General features: G+C 73.0%; 18 protein-coding genes. 8 read left to right on the top strand and 10 right to left on the bottom strand.

Going from position 1 to position 17427, the window contains the following annotated elements:
• Positions 1 to 144: 144 nt before the first annotated feature.
• Positions 145 to 504 (top strand): PadR family transcriptional regulator, encoded by a 360-nt coding sequence (locus OG335_RS38805; RefSeq protein ID WP_405009158.1) that lies wholly within the window; start codon positions 145 to 147, stop codon positions 502 to 504.
• Entirely contained in the window at positions 501 to 1538 is a 1038-nt protein-coding gene (locus tag OG335_RS38800; protein WP_405009159.1) for a hypothetical protein, read from the top strand. The genes OG335_RS38805 and OG335_RS38800 overlap by 4 nt, the downstream gene beginning before the upstream one ends.
• On the opposite strand, the gene OG335_RS38795 is transcribed toward OG335_RS38800, so the two are convergent.
• The gene (locus tag OG335_RS38795; protein ID WP_405009160.1) at positions 1498 to 1920 is read right to left on the bottom strand and encodes an ATP-binding protein; all 423 of its coding nucleotides are present in this window, start codon (positions 1918 to 1920) and stop codon (positions 1498 to 1500) included. The genes OG335_RS38800 and OG335_RS38795 overlap by 41 nt on opposite strands.
• A 206-nt stretch (positions 1921 to 2126) precedes the next feature.
• A complete protein-coding gene (locus tag OG335_RS38790; protein WP_405009161.1) occupies positions 2127 to 2498 on the bottom strand; it encodes an STAS domain-containing protein in 372 nt (123 codons plus the stop codon).
• 536 nt (positions 2499 to 3034) lie between these two features.
• Here OG335_RS38790 and OG335_RS38785 point away from each other — a divergent pair.
• Positions 3035 to 3226, top strand: coding sequence for a hypothetical protein (locus OG335_RS38785; RefSeq protein ID WP_405009162.1), 192 nt, complete (start codon positions 3035 to 3037; stop codon positions 3224 to 3226).
• 171 nt (positions 3227 to 3397) lie between these two features.
• Here OG335_RS38785 and OG335_RS38780 read toward each other — a convergent pair whose 3' ends face one another.
• The 4 genes from OG335_RS38780 to OG335_RS38765 form a co-directional block, all read right to left on the bottom strand.
• A complete protein-coding gene (locus tag OG335_RS38780; RefSeq protein WP_405009163.1) occupies positions 3398 to 4099 on the bottom strand; it encodes a metal-dependent hydrolase in 702 nt (233 codons plus the stop codon).
• A gap of 129 nt (positions 4100 to 4228) precedes the next feature.
• Complete coding sequence (locus OG335_RS38775) at positions 4229 to 4399, bottom strand: hydrophobic protein (RefSeq protein ID WP_405009164.1); 171 nt, start codon at positions 4397 to 4399, stop codon at positions 4229 to 4231.
• 278 nt (positions 4400 to 4677) lie between these two features.
• Positions 4678 to 5292 (bottom strand): hypothetical protein, encoded by a 615-nt coding sequence (locus OG335_RS38770; RefSeq protein ID WP_405009165.1) that lies wholly within the window; start codon positions 5290 to 5292, stop codon positions 4678 to 4680.
• A 379-nt stretch (positions 5293 to 5671) separates the two neighbouring features.
• Positions 5672 to 8797 carry a discoidin domain-containing protein gene (locus OG335_RS38765; RefSeq protein ID WP_405009166.1) on the bottom strand — a complete coding sequence of 1042 codons (3126 nt, stop codon included), beginning with the start codon at positions 8795 to 8797 and terminating at the stop codon, positions 5672 to 5674.
• A 503-nt stretch (positions 8798 to 9300) separates the two neighbouring features.
• Between OG335_RS38765 and OG335_RS38760 the strand changes: the two genes are divergently transcribed.
• On the top strand, positions 9301 to 10227 hold the full coding sequence (locus OG335_RS38760) for an alpha/beta hydrolase (protein WP_405009167.1): 927 nt from the start codon (positions 9301 to 9303) through the stop codon (positions 10225 to 10227).
• 146 nt (positions 10228 to 10373) lie between these two features.
• On the opposite strand, the gene OG335_RS38755 is transcribed toward OG335_RS38760, so the two are convergent.
• On the bottom strand, positions 10374 to 11375 hold the full coding sequence (locus tag OG335_RS38755; RefSeq protein WP_405009168.1) for a magnesium and cobalt transport protein CorA: 1002 nt from the start codon (positions 11373 to 11375) through the stop codon (positions 10374 to 10376).
• Between the two features lie 132 nt (positions 11376 to 11507).
• Positions 11508 to 12038 (bottom strand): DUF5994 family protein, encoded by a 531-nt coding sequence (locus OG335_RS38750; protein ID WP_405009169.1) that lies wholly within the window; start codon positions 12036 to 12038, stop codon positions 11508 to 11510.
• Positions 12039 to 12287: 249 nt separating this feature from the next.
• On the opposite strand from OG335_RS38750, the gene OG335_RS38745 reads away from it, so the two are divergent.
• The 4 genes from OG335_RS38745 (at position 12288) to OG335_RS38730 (ending at position 15205) form a co-directional block, all read left to right on the top strand.
• Positions 12288 to 12722, top strand: a complete 435-nt coding sequence (locus OG335_RS38745; protein ID WP_405009170.1) for a CBS domain-containing protein — start codon at positions 12288 to 12290, stop codon at positions 12720 to 12722.
• Between the two features lie 139 nt (positions 12723 to 12861).
• Complete coding sequence (locus OG335_RS38740; protein ID WP_405009171.1) at positions 12862 to 13638, top strand: class I SAM-dependent methyltransferase; 777 nt, start codon at positions 12862 to 12864, stop codon at positions 13636 to 13638.
• A 171-nt stretch (positions 13639 to 13809) separates the two neighbouring features.
• Positions 13810 to 14955 carry an anion permease gene (locus tag OG335_RS38735; RefSeq protein WP_405009172.1) on the top strand — a complete coding sequence of 382 codons (1146 nt, stop codon included), beginning with the start codon at positions 13810 to 13812 and terminating at the stop codon, positions 14953 to 14955.
• Between the two features lie 16 nt (positions 14956 to 14971).
• The gene (locus OG335_RS38730) at positions 14972 to 15205 is read left to right on the top strand and encodes a hypothetical protein (RefSeq protein WP_405009173.1); all 234 of its coding nucleotides are present in this window, start codon (positions 14972 to 14974) and stop codon (positions 15203 to 15205) included.
• Between the two features lie 97 nt (positions 15206 to 15302).
• On the opposite strand, the gene efeO is transcribed toward OG335_RS38730, so the two are convergent.
• The gene (gene efeO, locus OG335_RS38725; protein ID WP_405009174.1) at positions 15303 to 16445 is read right to left on the bottom strand and encodes an iron uptake system protein EfeO; all 1143 of its coding nucleotides are present in this window, start codon (positions 16443 to 16445) and stop codon (positions 15303 to 15305) included.
• 304 nt (positions 16446 to 16749) lie between these two features.
• Complete coding sequence (locus OG335_RS38720; RefSeq protein WP_405015282.1) at positions 16750 to 17058, bottom strand: MerR family transcriptional regulator; 309 nt, start codon at positions 17056 to 17058, stop codon at positions 16750 to 16752.
• Positions 17059 to 17427: the final 369 nt, after the last annotated feature.

Here is a 17427-nt window from a genome sequence, read left to right as displayed (position 1 = left end):
GAACGCTCACCCGCTGCCGCCTGCGCGGAAGCCGTCCGTCACCGGCGCCCCGCCCACGGCACCATCACCGCCCGCGGCCGCCGGGCCCGCACCCTCCATGGCTAAGTCATCGACATATCTCATTCGATGATCTATGGTCGCGTCATGTCACACCGTCAGCTGCAGGAACCGACACGGCTGGTGCTCACGGCGCTGGCCGACGCACCCCGGCACGGCTACGCGATCCTCCAGGAAGTCCTGGAGATCACCGGAGGCCGGACCAGGATGCTCACCGGCACCCTCTACACGGCGCTGGACCGCCTGCTCCAGCAGGAGCTCATCCGCATCGACCACGAGGAGGTCGTGGCCGGACGGCTGCGCCGCAGCTTCGCGCTGACCGAGGAGGGCCGGCGGACACTGACCGAGGAGACGGAACGGCTGCGCGCCGGCGTGACCGAGGCCGAGCGTCGGCTCGCCCTCGGCGGCCTCCGGCCGAAGCTCCGGACGAACAGGGGGACGGCGTGACCGACTCGCGCATCTCCGCTCCCGCACTGCTGCGGCGCCTTCCCCTGAACCGTCTCTACCCGGCCGGGTACCGCGCCGCGCACGGCGAGGAGATCACCGCCGTCTTCGCCGAGGCCGTCCGGCACGCCGACCTGCGCACCGCCCTGTGCGAGTGGGCCGCCCTCGCCGCCCACGCCCTGCGGCTGCGCACCCGGCTCAGTTCGCGCGACCCCGCAGGCAGGATGCTCGCCGGTGCCGCGCCGTTCCTGCTGGCCGGCGGAGCCGCCCTGAGCATGGTCCACCTGCTGACCGGGCTCCTCCTCCCGGACTCCTCCACGGGCTTCGCCCGGGCCGCGGTGGGCGTCGCGCAGACCGCCCCCTGGGGCCTCGCCCTGCTGAGTGTCGCCTTCCGCCGCTGGGCTCCGGCCCGGGCCCTCGTCCTGGTGGCCGTCGCGACCCGGATCGGCACCGCCCTTGCTGCGCAGGTCCGCCCGGGCACGGCGTTCGCCCAGGACACGGACCTGCTCGGGCTCTGGGTCGTCGTGGGTGTGCTGGCGCTGATCGCACCGCCCGACGCCGTCGACGTCTCCCGGCGAAGCCGTTCCCGGACGGTGGCCTCCACCCTCGCGATCGCCCTGCCGATGAGCGGCATCGCCGTCCTCTGGATCGGCACCTGGCCCGACGACCACGCCGACGTCGTCTTCCCGCCCGCCACCCGGATCCCGCTCGACGTCTCCAGCGCCTGGCCCGCGGTGGTGATGACCCTCGTCTACCTCCTGCATCTCGCGAGCCCGCGCACCGACCGCCTGCGGGCCGCCGGCGTCGCGCTGGCCGTCCTGCCCTGGACGGTCATGGCCGCCCCGCCCCTCTACCGGAACGCCCCGCTCGACGCCCACCACCTGCTCCGCAACACCGGCGTGGTCCTTGCCCTCCTGGCCGTGGCCACCATCGCCGGCATCCTGCGCCGCACCGGTCGGCGCCCTCGCCCCGCCGGACCCGCTCGGCGCCCGGTGCTCAGTGGACGGCGTCGCCCGGCGGGTGGAAGCAGGCGGTGACGGTCTTGCCGCAGCGGTCGGTGCGGGCCTGCCAGTGGTCGGCGAGGGCGTCGACGAGGGCCATGCCGCGGCCGGAGGTGGCGTCCGGGCCGGCCTCGCGCGGTCGCGGGGCCCGCGGGGAGTCGTCGTGCACGCTGACGTAGAGGCACGTCCCGTCCCAGGTCAGGACGAGATCGGCGTCGCTGCGGGCGTGGATGTGGGCGTTGGTGATGAGTTCGGAGATGGTGAGGACGACCGCGTCGGCGGTCTCGGGTGCGTGTGCGGTCCAGCCGAGTTCGTCGAGATGTCGGCGGGCCCACGCGCGGCCGGCCCGCACCCCGCTGGAGACCGGGAGTGTCCGGGCCCAGCCGAGCGCCTTCATCGCGGGCTCCTGTCCGTCCATGCTCCGGTCCCCTCTCCGTCGGGTGTTCTCGGTTCACGGCTGCTCCCGTTCGGCCGGGGCACGCACGGTGCGGTGCGGGTGCCGGACCGACGGAGGCTTCCGGGGACGTTCGGAACGGGTGTGCGGCGGGGACGTCCGGAGGGGTGTGCGGCGGGGCCGGTCCGTCGCGGTCGGGGCCGCGCGGAGGAGGCCGGCGTCCGGTTCGGTCAGGACGCCCGGGCGCGCGGCACCTCGGCGGGTGCACCCCCGTCGGCGGGCAGCAGCCGGTCGGCGCCCACGGTCGCGAGCAGCCGTGCGACCTGGCGCGAGGGTCTGGCCAGGTGCAGCGAGATCCCGCGGCCCTCCGCCTCGACCCGCGCGGCGAGCAGCGCGTCGAGCCCCGACGTGTCGCAGAAGGTCACCTGCGCGAGGTCGACCACCAGCATCGGCGGCACGGGCCGACGGGACATCGCCTGGTGCAGCGCACTGCGCAGCGTCGGGACCGCGTCCAGGTCGAGGTCACCGCTCGGCTCGACGACCGGGCCCGCCAGGCTGTCCCGCACAGGCGCGGTGAACACCTTGTCGATGCCCTCGCTCATTCTCGGCGCCTTCCTTCACTCACCCAGGCCTACGCGGACATGCCAACCCTAGGGCCTGACAGGCACCGGCACTACTGGTCGCCGGTGGTGTTCACCGGCCGGACACACGGGGCGGGCGGCCGAACGGCCCCTGCCGACGGTGCCGTTCGCTCATGAACCGTCATCGGGCGGCCGCAGGGCGGGACATGACCACCGCACGCCGCAGCCGCCGGAGCCGGCCCGCCGCCCGGACCGGCGGCTCTCACCCGGGCTCTCACCCGCGGCTCTCACCGGCGGCGCGATCACGGTCCTCACCAGGCACACCGCCGGCCGCCCCGTCCGGAGACGCGCCGACCTGCGTTCCGCTGCCGCCGGACCACCGGGCCGTGTCCGGCCAGTGCTCACTCCGCCGCTTGCGCCGGCTTCAACTCCCCTTGCTCCGCCGCCTCCGACCGAGGATTCTGAACCGGTGCCAGAACAGGGGAAGAGCAGGCCGCAGGAGGCCGAACGGGCAGCGGGTTGCCGCGCCCGCGGCGCCAGGCCCGGGACGCTGGGAAGTGGTCTTCGAGACCGAGGACCGTGCGGAACTGCGCGTCCACCTGCACCGCCTGCGGGAGGCGGGGATCGACGCGTCGATGATCCGGATCGACACGCTGTGCGGCCGGGTGACGTACCCGCCGGGGTATCGCCTGAGCCGATTCGTGACGGACCCCGCCTGCGGATCCGGGGGCGAGCCTGCGGGTGGGTGATCGCGTGACGGGTCGAGGCGGGGCGACGGAGACGGCGTAGGAGCGGACGGCGCCCCCGCTGCCGCCGGTGGACGGACCCGGCGTCCACGGTGTGGCCGTCCGAGGCGTGCCCGCCCGCGGCGCGGCACATCCGTGCCGGACGCCGGGCCGTACGGCGGCTCGCCCCCGCGGTCAGAACGTGGGCAGGGACGCCGAGAAGGCGCCGAACCAGAGCAGGACGAACGTGGCCACGGTCATCAGCGGGACGAGCAGCCGCGTCTCGACGCCGTTGCCGGACCGCCTGATCAGCACGACCTCGTACCGGCGCCGGAGGGGCCAGAACAGCGGCACGCCCTGTCGGGTCAGGAAGTCGCCGAGCAGGTGGGCCAGCACGCCCAGACCCACCGCGTACGGCAGCCATCCGCCCGTGCCGGGGAGCCAGCGGTCGGTGGCGGCCGCACCGAGCGCGGCGAGCCCGGCCGCGGTCGTCCAGGCCGCCGGACCCGGGCCCGGCGCGGGAAGGTGCAGGGCGCGCAGCGCCAGGAACAGCAGCAGGAGGACCAGCCCGAGGACGAAGGGCCGGCCCAGCCGGGCGACGCCGAGAGCGGCGCCGGCCGTGGCGGCAGCGGCGAACAGCAGGGAGTGCGTCGCGTGCCGGTGCCCTCCGCTGATCTTCCCGACGGCCCGGCACAGGAGCCGCGTCACCGGGCCCAGGAGGTGCGCAACCGTACCGTCCGGATGGTCCGCGTCCGGCAGCAGCGCAGCACCGGCGGAGAGCAGCGTGCCCAGCAGCACCTCGCCCGGCGACAGCGGGCGGCCGATCAGCGACGGCAGCAGGAACGGCCCTGCCCCCGCGAACACCAGCGCGCCGCCGAGCGCGTGCGAGTGCCCCATCACCGGGCACCACTCCCCTCCGTCCGGACCTGCAGCGACGCCGTTCGGCTACCCTGCCGCCGCCCGCCGATGCACCCGGCCGCGAGACGGTCCGTGCGCGGCCGGACCGTCTCGGCGGGCCGCCACGGGCTACCAGCGGTACCAGCGGCAGCGGGAGCCGTCCGCACGGGTGCCGCGGAGGGCGAACCCGATCAGCCACACCACCAGGACGGCGAGCGCGGCCCACCAGAGGGCCTTGAGGGCGAAGCCCACGGCGAACAACAGGAAGGCCAGCAGCAGGACGGCGGCGAGTACAGGCACGGGCGGTCTCCCGGTGGGCGGTGGTCCAGGCCCGGCGGTCGGGCACCGGGCGACTGCCCGGCCTGCGGCACCGTCATGCCCCCACCCCGGCACCGACTGTCGGCGGCAGCGGCAGCGGCAGCGGCAGCGGCCGGCATGCTCCCGGCACCACGACCGGCACAACCCATGAACCGTCCCTCGATCGAGCAGGACGTCCTCCCGCACGCCCCCGGATCCAGCCGATCTCAGCAGGCCGAGTGACCTACGGGACGAACGCCGGGCCGAGGCGCGCCTTCCGATCAGGACGGGGAGGGCTTTGACGGTTGAGCAGTGGCGTCGAGGTTGTGGACTGCCTGCCCCTCGGCAACGGTGACCGGCATGCTGCCTGCGATGCCTTCGAGGGCCTTCTTCATCTCCGGGGAGGCCGCTCCGCCCTTGTCGGTGGCAACCTGAACGCCTGACGCTCCGGGCGCCGCTGATGCCTGGTGGACCACGTAGGGCAGCGTGTGCGCGTCGGATGCTCTCATGATCGCGTCAAGGACGGAATCGATGTCCGCTCGTGCGTAACGGCACTTGGCGATGCGGACCCGACCGGTGTCGATGCCGGGGTGTGCGGCTTTCCCGGCGTCGACCATGTCGCGCGCCTTGCCGTCATCCGTGGCGTAAAGAGTGACGGTGCCGGTGCGGTCGTCCAGTTCGAGCGACCCGAAGAACTCCCTGTACGGTCCTTCCCTGCCCTGCTCGCTGAGAGCGAACCCAAGGTTCTGCAGCTCCGTGGAAGTGATCGCACCAGCGGTGCCGCTGGACGCGGCGATGGGCCCTCCCTCCGTGGCCCCGGTCGACGCGCAGCCGGTGAGGACGGTCGCAGTGAGGATGATCGCGGCGATCGGGCGTACGACCTGGCTTCGGTTCACCCTGGTCTCCTTCGGTTGGGTCCGGCTGCCGTTGGACGGGTTCCACGCTGACCGGTTCCTCCGTGGACAGCGTGTCATCTCCCGGTTGGTGACGGACCTACCTGAGGAACCCGTACGGCTAACCACGGTGACTGCAAAGCAGCCTGTCGGTCCGTCAGGTCGACCCGCATGGTGAACCGCAGCCCGGAGTCGCCGGCGGGCACGAACCGCCGCAGAAAGCGGCCGACCCGACTGAACGTCTCCTGCCTCTCCCGGTCCGGACCGGACTCCTTCCCGGCGAAACTCCCGGACGGCGCCGGGCACCCGTGACGGCGTCCGAGGTGCCCCCGCTCCCGGAGTTCGCGCCGGGAGCGGGGGCACCTGATCGGCCGACCGGGCGTCAGTTCCAGCCGGTCAGGCCGGCTCCGTACGGGTAGAGCGGGTTGCCGTAGGTCGTCGGCACCGGCTGCCCGGCGTCGATCCTGGCCCGGATGTCCGCCCGTTCCGCGGCGGTGGCGCCCAGGTCGTACGGCAGGTCCCAGTTCTCGTTCGCGTCGGCAAGCGTGTCGGTGCCGCCCGGCTTGAGCACCTGGTCCAGGCTCCGCGGCAGTTGCCACGGCAGCTTGCCCGACGGCGTGTGGTCGCCGAACAGCAGCCCGGCGGTGGCCGGGCCGACCTCCTCGCCGCCGCGGTAGGTCACCACGATGGCATCGGCCAGGTCGTTCCACTCGCTGATCACGATCGGCCTCGGCAGCGTCAGCACCACGACCACCGGGATGCCCTGCTGCTTGAACCGCTGGATGACGGCCAGTTGGTCGGCCGGCAGGTGGGGCTGTTCCTTCACCCACGCGGTGGCGTGGGTGTACGTGGGCTCACCGACCGCCACCACGGCCAGTTTCGGTGCGGGCGCGGTGTCCTGGTACACGGTGACCCCGGCCTTGGCCGCCCGCGCCCTCACCGCGTCGAGCAGCGTCCGGGAGCCGTAGTTGTCGTGGAAGTAGCTGGTCCAGATGCAGCACGCCGAGCCGTCGGTGGCCCGCGGACCGGCGACCACGATGCTGTCCCCGGCGTTCAGCCGGACCGGCAGCACGCCGGTGTTCTTGAGCAGCGTGTCGGACTCCCTGGCGGCCTTCTCGGCGAGTTCCACGTAGGCGGGCTGGTGGAACCGGTAGGGCCCGTTCACCGGGTCGCCGTACGGGTGCTCGAAGACGCCCAGCTGGAACTTGAGCCGCAGGATGCGGGTCACCGCGTCGTCGATCCTGGCCAGGGGCACCTGCGACTCGAAGGTCGCCATGGTGTAGCCGGGCGCGCCCGGGTCGGCACCACCCATCACGTCGGAACCGGCGTTCGCCGCGTCGACCCACGCCGAGGAGGGCAGCCAGTCGGTGGTGATCAGGCCGGTGTAGCCGAGGTTCTGCCGCAGGTACGCGAGGATCTTCGCGCTGTCACCCGCTCCCGGGCCGCCCGGGTCCAGGTACGAACTGCCCGCGTAGCCCGGCATGATGTTCACCGCGCCGGCCTGCATCGCCGCCCGGAACGGGATCATGTGGTACTTGATGGTGACGCCGTCGTAGGTGATCCCGGCCTCGCCCCCGGCGCCCTCGCCGGGCCAGTGCTTGACCGTCGCCAGCACCGAGCCGGGGTTGAGCTCCGGGCCGCCCTGGAGACCGGCCACCAGCGCCCGCAGTTGGGCGGCCGCGACCTCGGCGTTCTCCCCGCCGCCCTCCTGGATGCGGGGGTACAGCACCTTGGTGCCGACCTCCGCCAGCGGCGACAGGGTGCCGCGCGCCCCGACCTCCAGTTCCTCCAGCCGCTGCATGTTGCCCAGTTGGTAGTCCAGCGCGTAGTCCTTGCCGGCCGCCAGGGTACTCTGCAGCGGATAGGTCGTCTGGTAGCCGGCCGTGGTGTCGCCCGCCGAGACCGGCGGGATGCCCAGCCGGGTGGCCGCCGTGGAGAGCAGCACCTGGTGCAGGTCACCCGGCTGCGCCGGGCCGAAGTGCCAGCCGGACATGGGGTACGACTGGACGTTGTAGAACATCTGGTAGGCCTTCTCCTCCAGGGTCATCCTGCCCAGGAGGTCGCCGACCCTGGTCTCGACGGGCTGCCGCCAGTCCTCGTACGGCTCGATCGTGCCGCTCTTGTCGAGGTCGCGTGCGCCGTTGACGATGCCGACGCCGTCGTCGGTGGTCTCGATGTCGGGCAGGTAGAGGCTGAAGGTCCGGATGCCGGAGGTGGTGCGGACCCCGGAGGCGCTCACCGCGGTCACGTACCACCGGTAGGTCCAGCGGTCGGAGATGTCCCAACTCGGCGTGTAGGTGGTGCCGGTGGGCTCGGCGACCTTGGTGTAGAGGTCGATCAGGTCGACGTTCTGGGTGAAGTCGTAGTCGGTGCGGCTGAGGTTCAGCCACACCTCGTAGTGCGCGGCGCCCGGCACCGCGGCCCAGGAGAACGCAGGCCGACGGGTGCTGGTGACCATGGCCCTGTCCGCCGGGGCGGACAGCGCGAACTGGCCGAGCGCGGCCGGCGCCCTGGTGGGCCCGGAGAGCAGCGGCGGCGTGGCGGCCGAGGAGTCGACCGTGCCATAGACCTGGAACTCCCAGAGCGAGTAGCCGTAGGCGGTGGCGCGCGCCGTGCCGTAGAACCGCACGTAGCGGCCCTTGCCGGTGATCGCCAGGCGCTCGGTGCCACCGGTGCCCGTGGTGGTGGTGTGGATCGGCGTCCACGTGGTGCCGTTGTCCGACACCTCGATGCGGTAGCCGGTGCCGTACGCGGTCTCCCAGGTGAGCACGGCGCCGGTGATGGTGGCGGCGCCGCCCAGGTCGACCCGCAGCCACTGGGCGTCGCCGGGCTGGCTGGACCAGCGGGTGGTGGTGCGTCCGTCCAGCGCCGCCGCCGGGGCGTTGCCGCCCTCGTACGACGAGGCGGTGACCTGCTTGTAGGCGGAGATCACCGTGCCGGAGAAGTCACCACCGCCGCCTCCGCCGCCGCCGCGGCCGGATCCCGGGCCGGCGAAGACCTGGAACTCCCACAGCGAGTAACCCCAGGCGGTGGCGCGGGCGGTGCCGTAGAGGCGGATGTAGCGGCCGCTGCCGGACACGGTGAGGTCCTGGACGCCGCCGGCACCGGTGGCGTTGGTGTGGATCGGCGTCCAGGCGGAGGCGTTGTCGGACACCTCGATCCGGAAGCCGCTGGCGAAGGCGCCTTCCCAGTTCAGCACCACCCGGCAGACGGAGGTCGTGGCACCGAGGTCGACCTGGAGCCACTGCGGGTCGGAGGCAGAACTCGACCAGCGGGTACCGGCGTTGCCGTCGACCGCCGCCGACGCGGGGGTACCGGCGTTCTCCACGGACGAGGCCGTGACCGGCCTGCCCTGGGACAGCAGGGTGGAGACGGCGCTCGCGGGGCCGGCCGAGACGCCGACCGCGCCGCCGGCCGCCAGGGCCAGCGCGACCAGGACGGCCACCAGGGGGCGTCGTCGTCGCAGGGCCCGGGCCAGGGGTCGTAAGAGCAGGGGCAGGTGTCGCATGTGCATCTCCCTGGGGGTGGGATGCCGGAACCGACCCGGAGCCGTCGCGGGGTACGGCGGCTGCGGGCGGGTGCGGTACGCGCGGGACAGGTCGCACATCGAGCGTCAGAGAGCGCTCTCTCGGGAGTCTCGGGGTACGACTGACCACTGTCAACCTCCGTGCGGCGACGAGTGGATGCCGTGCGCACACATGCGGTGGGGCGACGCGGCCGTCCCCGCCCCTGCCCCTGCCCCTGCCCCTGCCCCGCGACCGTCCAGGTCCGGCCCCGCCGGTTCGTGGCACCCGCGATGTGCCCGCACCCTCGGAAGGGTCGCCGCCTGCGGCTGCCCGTCGGGAACGCCGGGGACCGTCGCGGCGAGCACCGCCGGGCGCACCTGCACCCCGCGGCCCGGCTCGAACACGACGCCACGCCCGACGACGGCAGGGGACAATCGGGTCGACCGGTTGCCGTCGAGAAGCCGCGGCGAAGCAGCGCCGCGGCACAGTGGACCGAAGGACGCGCATGCAGTTGGGGTTGAAGAGTCTCGTCGACACGGAGCTCGCAGTGCACGTCGAGGAGTGCAGGGCGGCCAGGGCCGCGTCGGGGGGCGCGAAGGGCCCGAGCAACCTGGACGAGCTGCGGGCGGCGCGAGCCCGGCGGGACGCGGCCTCATCACCCTCCGGCTCGTCGGCCGTCGAAGAGGTGGTCGAAGCCGCCGGTCGGCGAGTGCCCGTGCGGATCCTCGCTCCCGGGAGCGGCGTGCCGCGCGCCGTCCATCTGGACATCCACGGTGGCGGCTTCTACCTGGGGCCGGCGGCACGGCGGGACGCGCGCAACCAGCAGCTCGCGGATGCGCTCGGCATCCTCGTCGTGAGCGTGGACTACCGGCTCGCTCCCGAACACCCCTGGCCGGCCGCGCCCGACAACTGCGAGACGGCGGCACTCTGGCTCGTCGAGCAGGCCGAGGCCCGCTTCGGCACGAACCGGCTGACGACGGGCGGCTTCTCGGCGGGAGCCACGCTTGCCGTGACGACCCTCCTGCGCCTGCGCGACCGCGGTCTCACCGCCGCGATCGCCGGTGCCGCACTGCAGTTCGGCGTCTACGACCTGAGCGGTCTGACCCCCGCAGGCCGGCTGATCGTCGACGAGTACTTCATCCGGGCGTATGCCGGCCATGTGACCGACCGCACCGTTCCGGACGTCTCCCCGGTCTACGGTGATCTCCGCGGGCTGCCGCCGATGCTGATGGTCGTCGGCGGCTCGGACATCCTGCTGGAGGACAACATGGCCATGGCCGCCCGGGTTTCGGCAGCCGGCGGCGAGGTCGACCTCCGGATCTACCCGGAAGCGCCGCACGGTTTCACGTCCCGTCCGACAGGCATGGCCCGGGCGGCGCTGCGCGACATCGAGCGCTGGCTCGCGGACCGCCTCTCCACCGCCTCCGACTGACGCCACGTCCTCAACGGCTCACGGCGCCGCACAGGTTCAGAGCAGCAGGTGGCCGCCCTCGCGCCGGGCGGCCACCGCGCCGCCCCGCCCCCACTCCCCCGGCCCGGCCCGGCGCCGTGCGCCCGTCGGGAATGGTCGGACACACCCTAGAGCCAGCCGCGCCGTCTGAAGAGGCGGAACAGCAGCACCTCGAAGACGGCCATGACCCCGATCACGGCCGGGTACGCCCACACCCAGTGGAGTTCCGGCATGTGCTCGAAGTTCATCCCGTAGACGCCCGCGATCAGCGTCGGAAGGGCGATCAGCGCCGCCCACGCGGAGATCTTCCGCATGTCGTCGTTCTGCCGCACCCCCACCTGTGCCAGGTAGGCGGACAGGGCGTCGGAGACCAGCCGGTCCAGGCTGTCCATGGACTCGTTCACGCGGGTCACGTGGTCGGCGACGTCCCGGAAGAACGGCTCGACCCTCCCGTCCACGAACGGCACGGCGGCCGCGAGCGGGCCCACGCCCGCCAGCCGGGCGAGCGGCGCGGTCAGCGGACCGGTGGCCCTGCGGAACTCCTGGATCTGCCGCTTGAAGGTGTAGATCCGCGCGGCCGCGGCCTGCGAGCCGCCGCCGTCGGGCGAGAAGACCTCCGCCTCCAGCTCCTGCAGGTCCGTCTGCAGCTCGGCCGCGACCTCCAGGTAGTGGTCCACGACGGCGTCGACGACCGCGTACAGGACCGCGGTCGGGCCGTACGCGCGCGGCAGCTCCCGCTCGGCGTCCAGCCGCCGCACCACGGCCTTCAACGGCGCGCCCTCGCCGTGCCGGACCGTCACGACGAACGCGTCTCCGAGGAACACCATGAGCTCACCGGTCGAGACGGTGTCGCTCTCCGCCTCGTACACCACCGGCTTGAGCGCCACGAACAGCGACCCGTCGTAGACCTCCAGCTTCGGCCGCTGATGCGCCTCCAGCGCGTCCTCCACCGCCAGCGGATGCAGCCCGAACACGTCGCCGAGCAGATCGAACTCGTCCTTCGTCGGCTGGTGGAGGCCGACCCAGACGAAGCCGCCGGTCGAGGCCCGTGCCTGCTCCAGGGCGCCGGAGAAGTCCGCGTACCCCTCGGTGCGCATCCCGTCCCGGTAGACGGCACAGTCGACGATCATGAAAGGAATCCTCCCCCGCGGGCACCGGGCGCGCACGTCGAACCGGTACGCCCGCCCGTCGCCCACCCCGACCGCCACCGCGCCCAGGCTCCTCGTGTCGGAGGCCGGCGGTCGGCGGTCAGCGGTCAGCGGTCAGCGGTCAGAGGCGGGTTCCACCGGTTCGGCCCGGTCCTCGGGTCCGAGGCGGACCGTACCGGTCACGGCTCCGGGCAGCCCCGGGGTGAGCAGTTCCACCGCCGGCGTGCGGTTGCCCGTCTCGGCGGCGCCCGCCATGGCGGCGGCGGCGGTCCGCGGGTCCGTGCCGGGCGGTACCACCAGCAGGAGGAAGTGGTCCTGGAAGCCGCGGGTGAGGCTGATCGTCCCGCCGTCGGCGGTGAACAGGCCGATCTTGACCGCCAGGCCGTTCACGGCCACCGAGCGGGGCACGTGGCGCCAGGCCACGGTGTCGAGGCCGACCCTGAGGATCGGGCCGAGGTGGGCGCCGAGCGCGGTGATCAGGTCCGGCAGCTCGGCCCGCACGTCGGCCGTCCGCGGCCACCACGCCCCGTCGAACATGCCGGTGCGCGCCATCGTCGGTTCCAGCGCCAGGCGTGGCAGGAGGAGCGTGCCGGGGACAGGCCTGGACCGTCGCGAGGAAGGGGTCGGCAGGGGAATCGGCGTCATGAGGAGCCGCCCGTCCGGTCCGGGTGAGGACCGATCATGACCCAGGGCGACACCGGCGCGGGTACGGGTGTGCGACATGTCCTCGGTTGTCTCCGACGGTACTCCGCGCCGGTCCTCCCCGGGCGGAGGCCGGGAGTAGGGTGATGGTGTCCAGGGCATTCCGTATCCGGTCCCCGTTCCGGCTTCGTCCTGGGCGAGGCACACGTCCGGGCAGTCGCTGACCGGCCCGGAGGCAGGCCCGGTGACACCGTGACCACGACCCGCCCCACCAGCCGAACGGCAACCGTGAACTCCCTGACCGTCGCCGACGCGATGGAGCCGTGCGAGTACCAGATCGCCGACGACAGCAGCGTCGACCGCGTCGACGACATCTTCCACAACGCCCACGTCGGCTACCTGGTCGTGCGCGGCCACGACGGCCGCTGTGCGGGCCTGGTGACCCCGCACAGCCTGCGCCCCTTCCTCGACCGCCCCCACCCCCGCTCCGGCGAGCAGGTCACGATCCACGGTGCCGTGCACCAGCGCGGCCCGTTCGCCTGGCCGTCGATGGCCCTGGCGCTGGCGGCGCTCGCCATGCGGATCAAACGCCTGGTGATCTGGCCGGTCATCGACGACGACGGCTACGTCCTCGGCATCATCACCGCACAGAACGTCGACGGCATGATGGCGCACGCCCCGGCCTGACAGGCTGTGCGAGGTCGAGGCGGGAGCGGTGCCGGGCTCGCCGCGGCCGTGCCCGGCCGGGGTGCCCGGTCGAGCACGTCCGCACATCACCCGGGCACGAACCGGCGTCGCCCGCCTCCCCCGTGGGCACGGTCATCGCATGGACCACGACGAACGGCTTCTCCACAGTTCGGCGTTCGGCGCGGCCGCGGCCGCGTACGCCGAGCACCGCCCGGACTACGCGCAGGCCGCGGTGCGCTGGGTGCTGGAGGCCGCGCCCGGACCGCGGGTGCTCGACCTCGGTGCCGGAACCGGCAAGCTCACCGCCGCACTGGTCGCGTCGGGCGCGGAGGTCGTCGCGGTCGAGCCCGACCCGGCGATGCTGTCCGAGCTGCGCCGTGCGCTGCCCGCGGTCCGCGCCCTGCCGGGAAGCGCCGAGGCGATCCCGCTGCCGGACGCGTCCATCGACGCCGTGCTGGCCGGCAACGCCATGCACTGGTTCGACATGGCCGTCGCGGGACCCGAGATCGCCAGGGTCCTGACGCCCGGCGGTGTCCTGGGCGGCCTGTGGAACGTCATCGACGACCGGGTCGCCTGGGCGGCCGGACTGGCGCGGGTCGGCGGGAGCGCGGCCGTCGGCCCGCGTGACACGCTCGGCAGCTGGCGCACCGCGACGTCGGACCTGCACCTCCCGGACACCGGCGCCGCCCGGTTCGGCGCACCGGAGCAGGCCGAGTTCCCGCACGGGCAGCGCCGTACCGCCGACTCCCTCGTCGCCACGCTCGCCACCCGCGCGGGAATGCTGGTCATGCCGGCGCAGGAGCGGGCGGCGGCGCTCGGCCGGATCCGCGCCTTCCTCGCGAGCAGGCCGGAGACCGCCCACGGCGGGTTCACGCTGCCGATGCTGACCGGCGTGCTGCGCCTCCGGCGGTTGTGAGACGGCGGCCGGGGCGGGACGGAAGCGGGGCCGGGTGGGAGGGCGGGCCTGCCCGGAGCAGGACGGCCCTGCCGGAAAAGGTCGTGTGTATGCCACCTGCCGACGGACAAGTCGGCCGCAACGGCGAGTGTCCTGCCGCCCGTCGGCGCCGAACACTGTTCTACTGGCCGCATGTCCCACATCACGTTCCTCCTCGTGATGGTGATCGTCACGGCTCTGGCGTTCGACTTCACCAACGGCTTCCACGACACCGCGAACGCGATGGCGACCTCGATCGCCACCGGCGCGCTCCCCCCGCGGGTGGCCGTACTGGTGAGCGCCGTGCTCAACGTGGTCGGCGCGTTCCTCTCCACGGCGGTGGCCAGGACGATCTCCGGCGGCATCGTGAACGACGGACTGATCACCCTGGGCATGATCTTCGCGGGGCTGGTCGGCGCGATCCTCTGGAACCTGCTGACCTGGCTGGTCGGACTCCCGTCGAGCTCGTCGCACGCGCTGATCGGCGGGCTGGTCGGTGCGGTGTGGGTCGGTGCGGGGCTGAAGGCCGTGAACTTCGCCGAGGTGTTCGAGAAGATCATCATTCCGGCGTTCGCCGCGCCGGTGGTCGCCGGGATCGCCGCGTTGCTGGCCACCCACCTGGTCCACCGACTCAGCGGGCGGGCCCACGAGAAGTCCCTGGATCAGGGCTTCCGGTTCGGGCAGATCGGGTCGGCCTCGATGGTCTCGCTCGCGCACGGCACCAACGACGCGCAGAAGACGATGGGCGTGATCACCCTCAGCCTGATCTCCACGGGTGCGCTGCCGACCGGCGCCGGGCCGCCGATCTGGGTGGTCCTCACCGCGGGCCTGGCCATCGGCCTGGGGACCTACCTCGGCGGCTGGCGCATCATCAGGACGCTCGGCCGGGGACTGACCGACATCCGCTCCCCGCAGGGCTTCACCGCCGAGACGGCCTCCGCCACCGTCATCCTGACCTCCGCGCACCTCGGGTTCGCGCTCTCCACCACCCAGGTCTGCAGCGGCAGCATCATCGGCGCCGGGCTCGGCCGCCGCCGGGCGGAGGTCCGCTGGAGCACGGCCCGGCGGATGGCCGTCGCCTGGCTGATCACCCTGCCGGCGGCCGGCCTGATCGGCGGCGGCGCCTCCGCCCTCGTGGTGAACGGCGGAACGGCCGGGACGGTCGCGGTGGCCGTGGCCGCCGTGGCCGCGGCAGCGGTGATCTACCTGCTGTCCCGGCGCAGCCCGGTCACCGCCGACAACGTCAACGACGCCTCCACCGTGACCGTCAACCCGCAGCCCGCCCCGGCGGGCAGCTGAGAGCGAGGACGCTGCCGTGGCACTGGACTTCAGCGCCCTGGGCGAGGTGGCCGCCGTCAGCATCGGCACGACGGTCGCCGTCGCCGTGGTGTTCACCCTGGGGGTGCGGTCGATGCTGAGCCACCAGGACGCCAGGGACGAGGGCCGGAGTTCGGTCGCCGCCCTGGCGGGGGCCGCCCTGTGCTTCCTGGTGTGCGCCGGCGCCGTGCTCTACGGGCTGTACCTGATCATCCCGGAGTTCCACGGCTGAGCGGACCCCGGACCGGCCACGGTTCCGGTCCCCTGCCCGCGGGTGCCGTGGCGGCCGGGTGGGCCGCCACGGCGGGGCGCGGGTGCGGGGTGCCGGGTTACTTGGCGACGACCGCGGCGGCCAGCTTCGACAGCGGCTCGCCCAGGGCGTTGACCGCGGTCGCGAAGACCTTGCGCTCCGGCTCGCCGACCTTGTCGTACGAGGTGTAGACGTCGCCCTGCTTGTACTTCGCGAGCAGGGTCCTGATCGCGGCGAACTCGGTGTCCAGGGTGGCGGCCAGCGCGGCGTCCTTCTCGGCGACGACGGGCTTCAGCAGCTCGTAGGCCTTCTCGGCGCCCTCGACGTTGCCCGCGAAGTCCGACAGGTCGGTGTGCGAGTAGCGGTCCTCCTCGCCGGTGACCTTGCCGGTGGCGACCTCGTCGAGGAGTTCCTTGGCGCCGTTGGCCATGGAGGTCGGGGTGATCTCCGCGGTCGGGACGCGCTTCTGCCAGTCCTTCAGGTCGGTGACCAGCTGGTCGGCGAGGGTCTTCTCCTCGTCGCCGATCCGGTTGTCGGCGAAGAGGGACTTCTCCAGGCGGTGCCAGCCCGTCCAGGTCTGGCCGGGCTCCAGGCCGTCCTCGCGGACGTCGGTCTTCGGGTCGATGTCGCCGAAGCTCTCGGCGATCGGCTCGGTGCGCTCCCAGCCCACGCGGGACGGTGCGAACAGCGACCTGGCCTTCTCCGTGTCGCCGGCCCTGATCGCGGCGGCGAACTGTTCGACGACCGGGATCGTGGCGTCGGCCTGCTCCTGCGCGTAGGTGCGGTAGGCGGTGACCGCGGCCTCCAGGCGGGCGTCGGCCTTGGGGGCGGCGGCGTCGCCGGCGCCGGTGACGGTGATCTTCTGGCGGATGCCGTCGCCGGTCATGCCGGGCTTGCAGGCGACCTCGTACGCGCCGGCCTTGATTTCGGCGTGGATGGTGACCCTGGTGCCGGGGCCGATGTTCTCGCGCTCGGTGACGATCTTGTCGCCGGCGGCGTAGACGTAGACCTCGGTGCTCTTGGAGCCCTTGTTGTGCACGGCGAACTCGACGGCGCCGGCCGGGAAGGTCGTCTTCGAGAGCGCGCAGGCGTCGTCCGAGGCGTCGACCTGGACCGCGTCGGCCGAGGCGGCCTCGTCCTTCGTGGAGCAACCGGCCAGCGCGGCCCCGGCGACGGCGAGGATCAGGAGGGTCGCGGCGGTCGAACGGCGGCGGGCAGACATGGCGCACTCCGGGAAGTCATCGAGGACGGTCGGCAGGCCGGGCACGGGACGGAGCCCCGACCAGCAAGGCAAGGCACACCTTACTGAGGGTCGCCTAATCCGTCTACTTTCGTGTAGTCATCTGCGCGGGCTCGACCCCGTTCCGAAACGGACGCCGCCCGGACCGCGCGCCCAGGGCCGCGAACGGCAGCCCCTTCGACGGGCGACGGCGACGGCGACGGCAGCAGCCCTGCACGGCGGCCGGTCGGGTACCGACGGGCCGCCCGCACGTGCGGCTTCACCACCGAGGCGGCAGGGGCCCCTTCTAGCCGGGGTGGTCGCCGCGGAGTTCGGCGTTGATGCGCAGCGCTTCTTCGAGTTGGTCCTCGAGGATGATGATGCGACAGGCGGCGTCGAGGGGGGTGCCCTGGTCGACGATCTCGCGGGCGCGGGCGGCGATGCGCAGTTGGTAGCGGGAGTAGCGGCGGTGGCCGCCGGCGGATCGTTGAGGGGTGATGAGTTTCGCCTCGTCGAGGGTCCGGAGGAAGCCCGGCGTGGTGCCCAGGATCTCCGCGGCCCGGCCCATGGTGTAGGCGGGGTAGTCGTCGTCGTCGAACTTGGTCTCTGCGCTCATGTGGTCCGCCGTGATCGGGTCTGTGGCGAGGGTGGCCTGTTCCACCAACACCTTCTTTCTCGGGAAACGGGTCGAGGGCCCCGGCGCTTTTGCGCGCCGGGGCCCAGGGATATGAGGATTCACTGCACCATCTACTGCACTACTGCTGCCGGCTGGTGTGCCGGCCTGCGGTGTCCGCGCTGCCCCGGAGTGGGGCAGGGCGCGGGGATCGCGTATGCGTGACCGAGGACCACCTCTTCCATGACGTTCCATGACGATGGCTACTGCGGTGACCGCCCGGCGGGGGAATGCATGCCGTGGCGGGCGATCCGACGGGGTGAACCCTTCCCTTCTCCTCTGGTGTGCACTGTCCGTACTGCCGGTACTGCC

The organism is Kitasatospora sp. NBC_01539, assembly GCF_045040525.1.
GTDB lineage: Bacteria > Actinomycetota > Actinomycetes > Streptomycetales > Streptomycetaceae > Kitasatospora.
The sequence above is the reverse complement of the archived record's forward strand: the minus strand, read 5'-3'. Positions and strand labels throughout refer to the sequence as shown.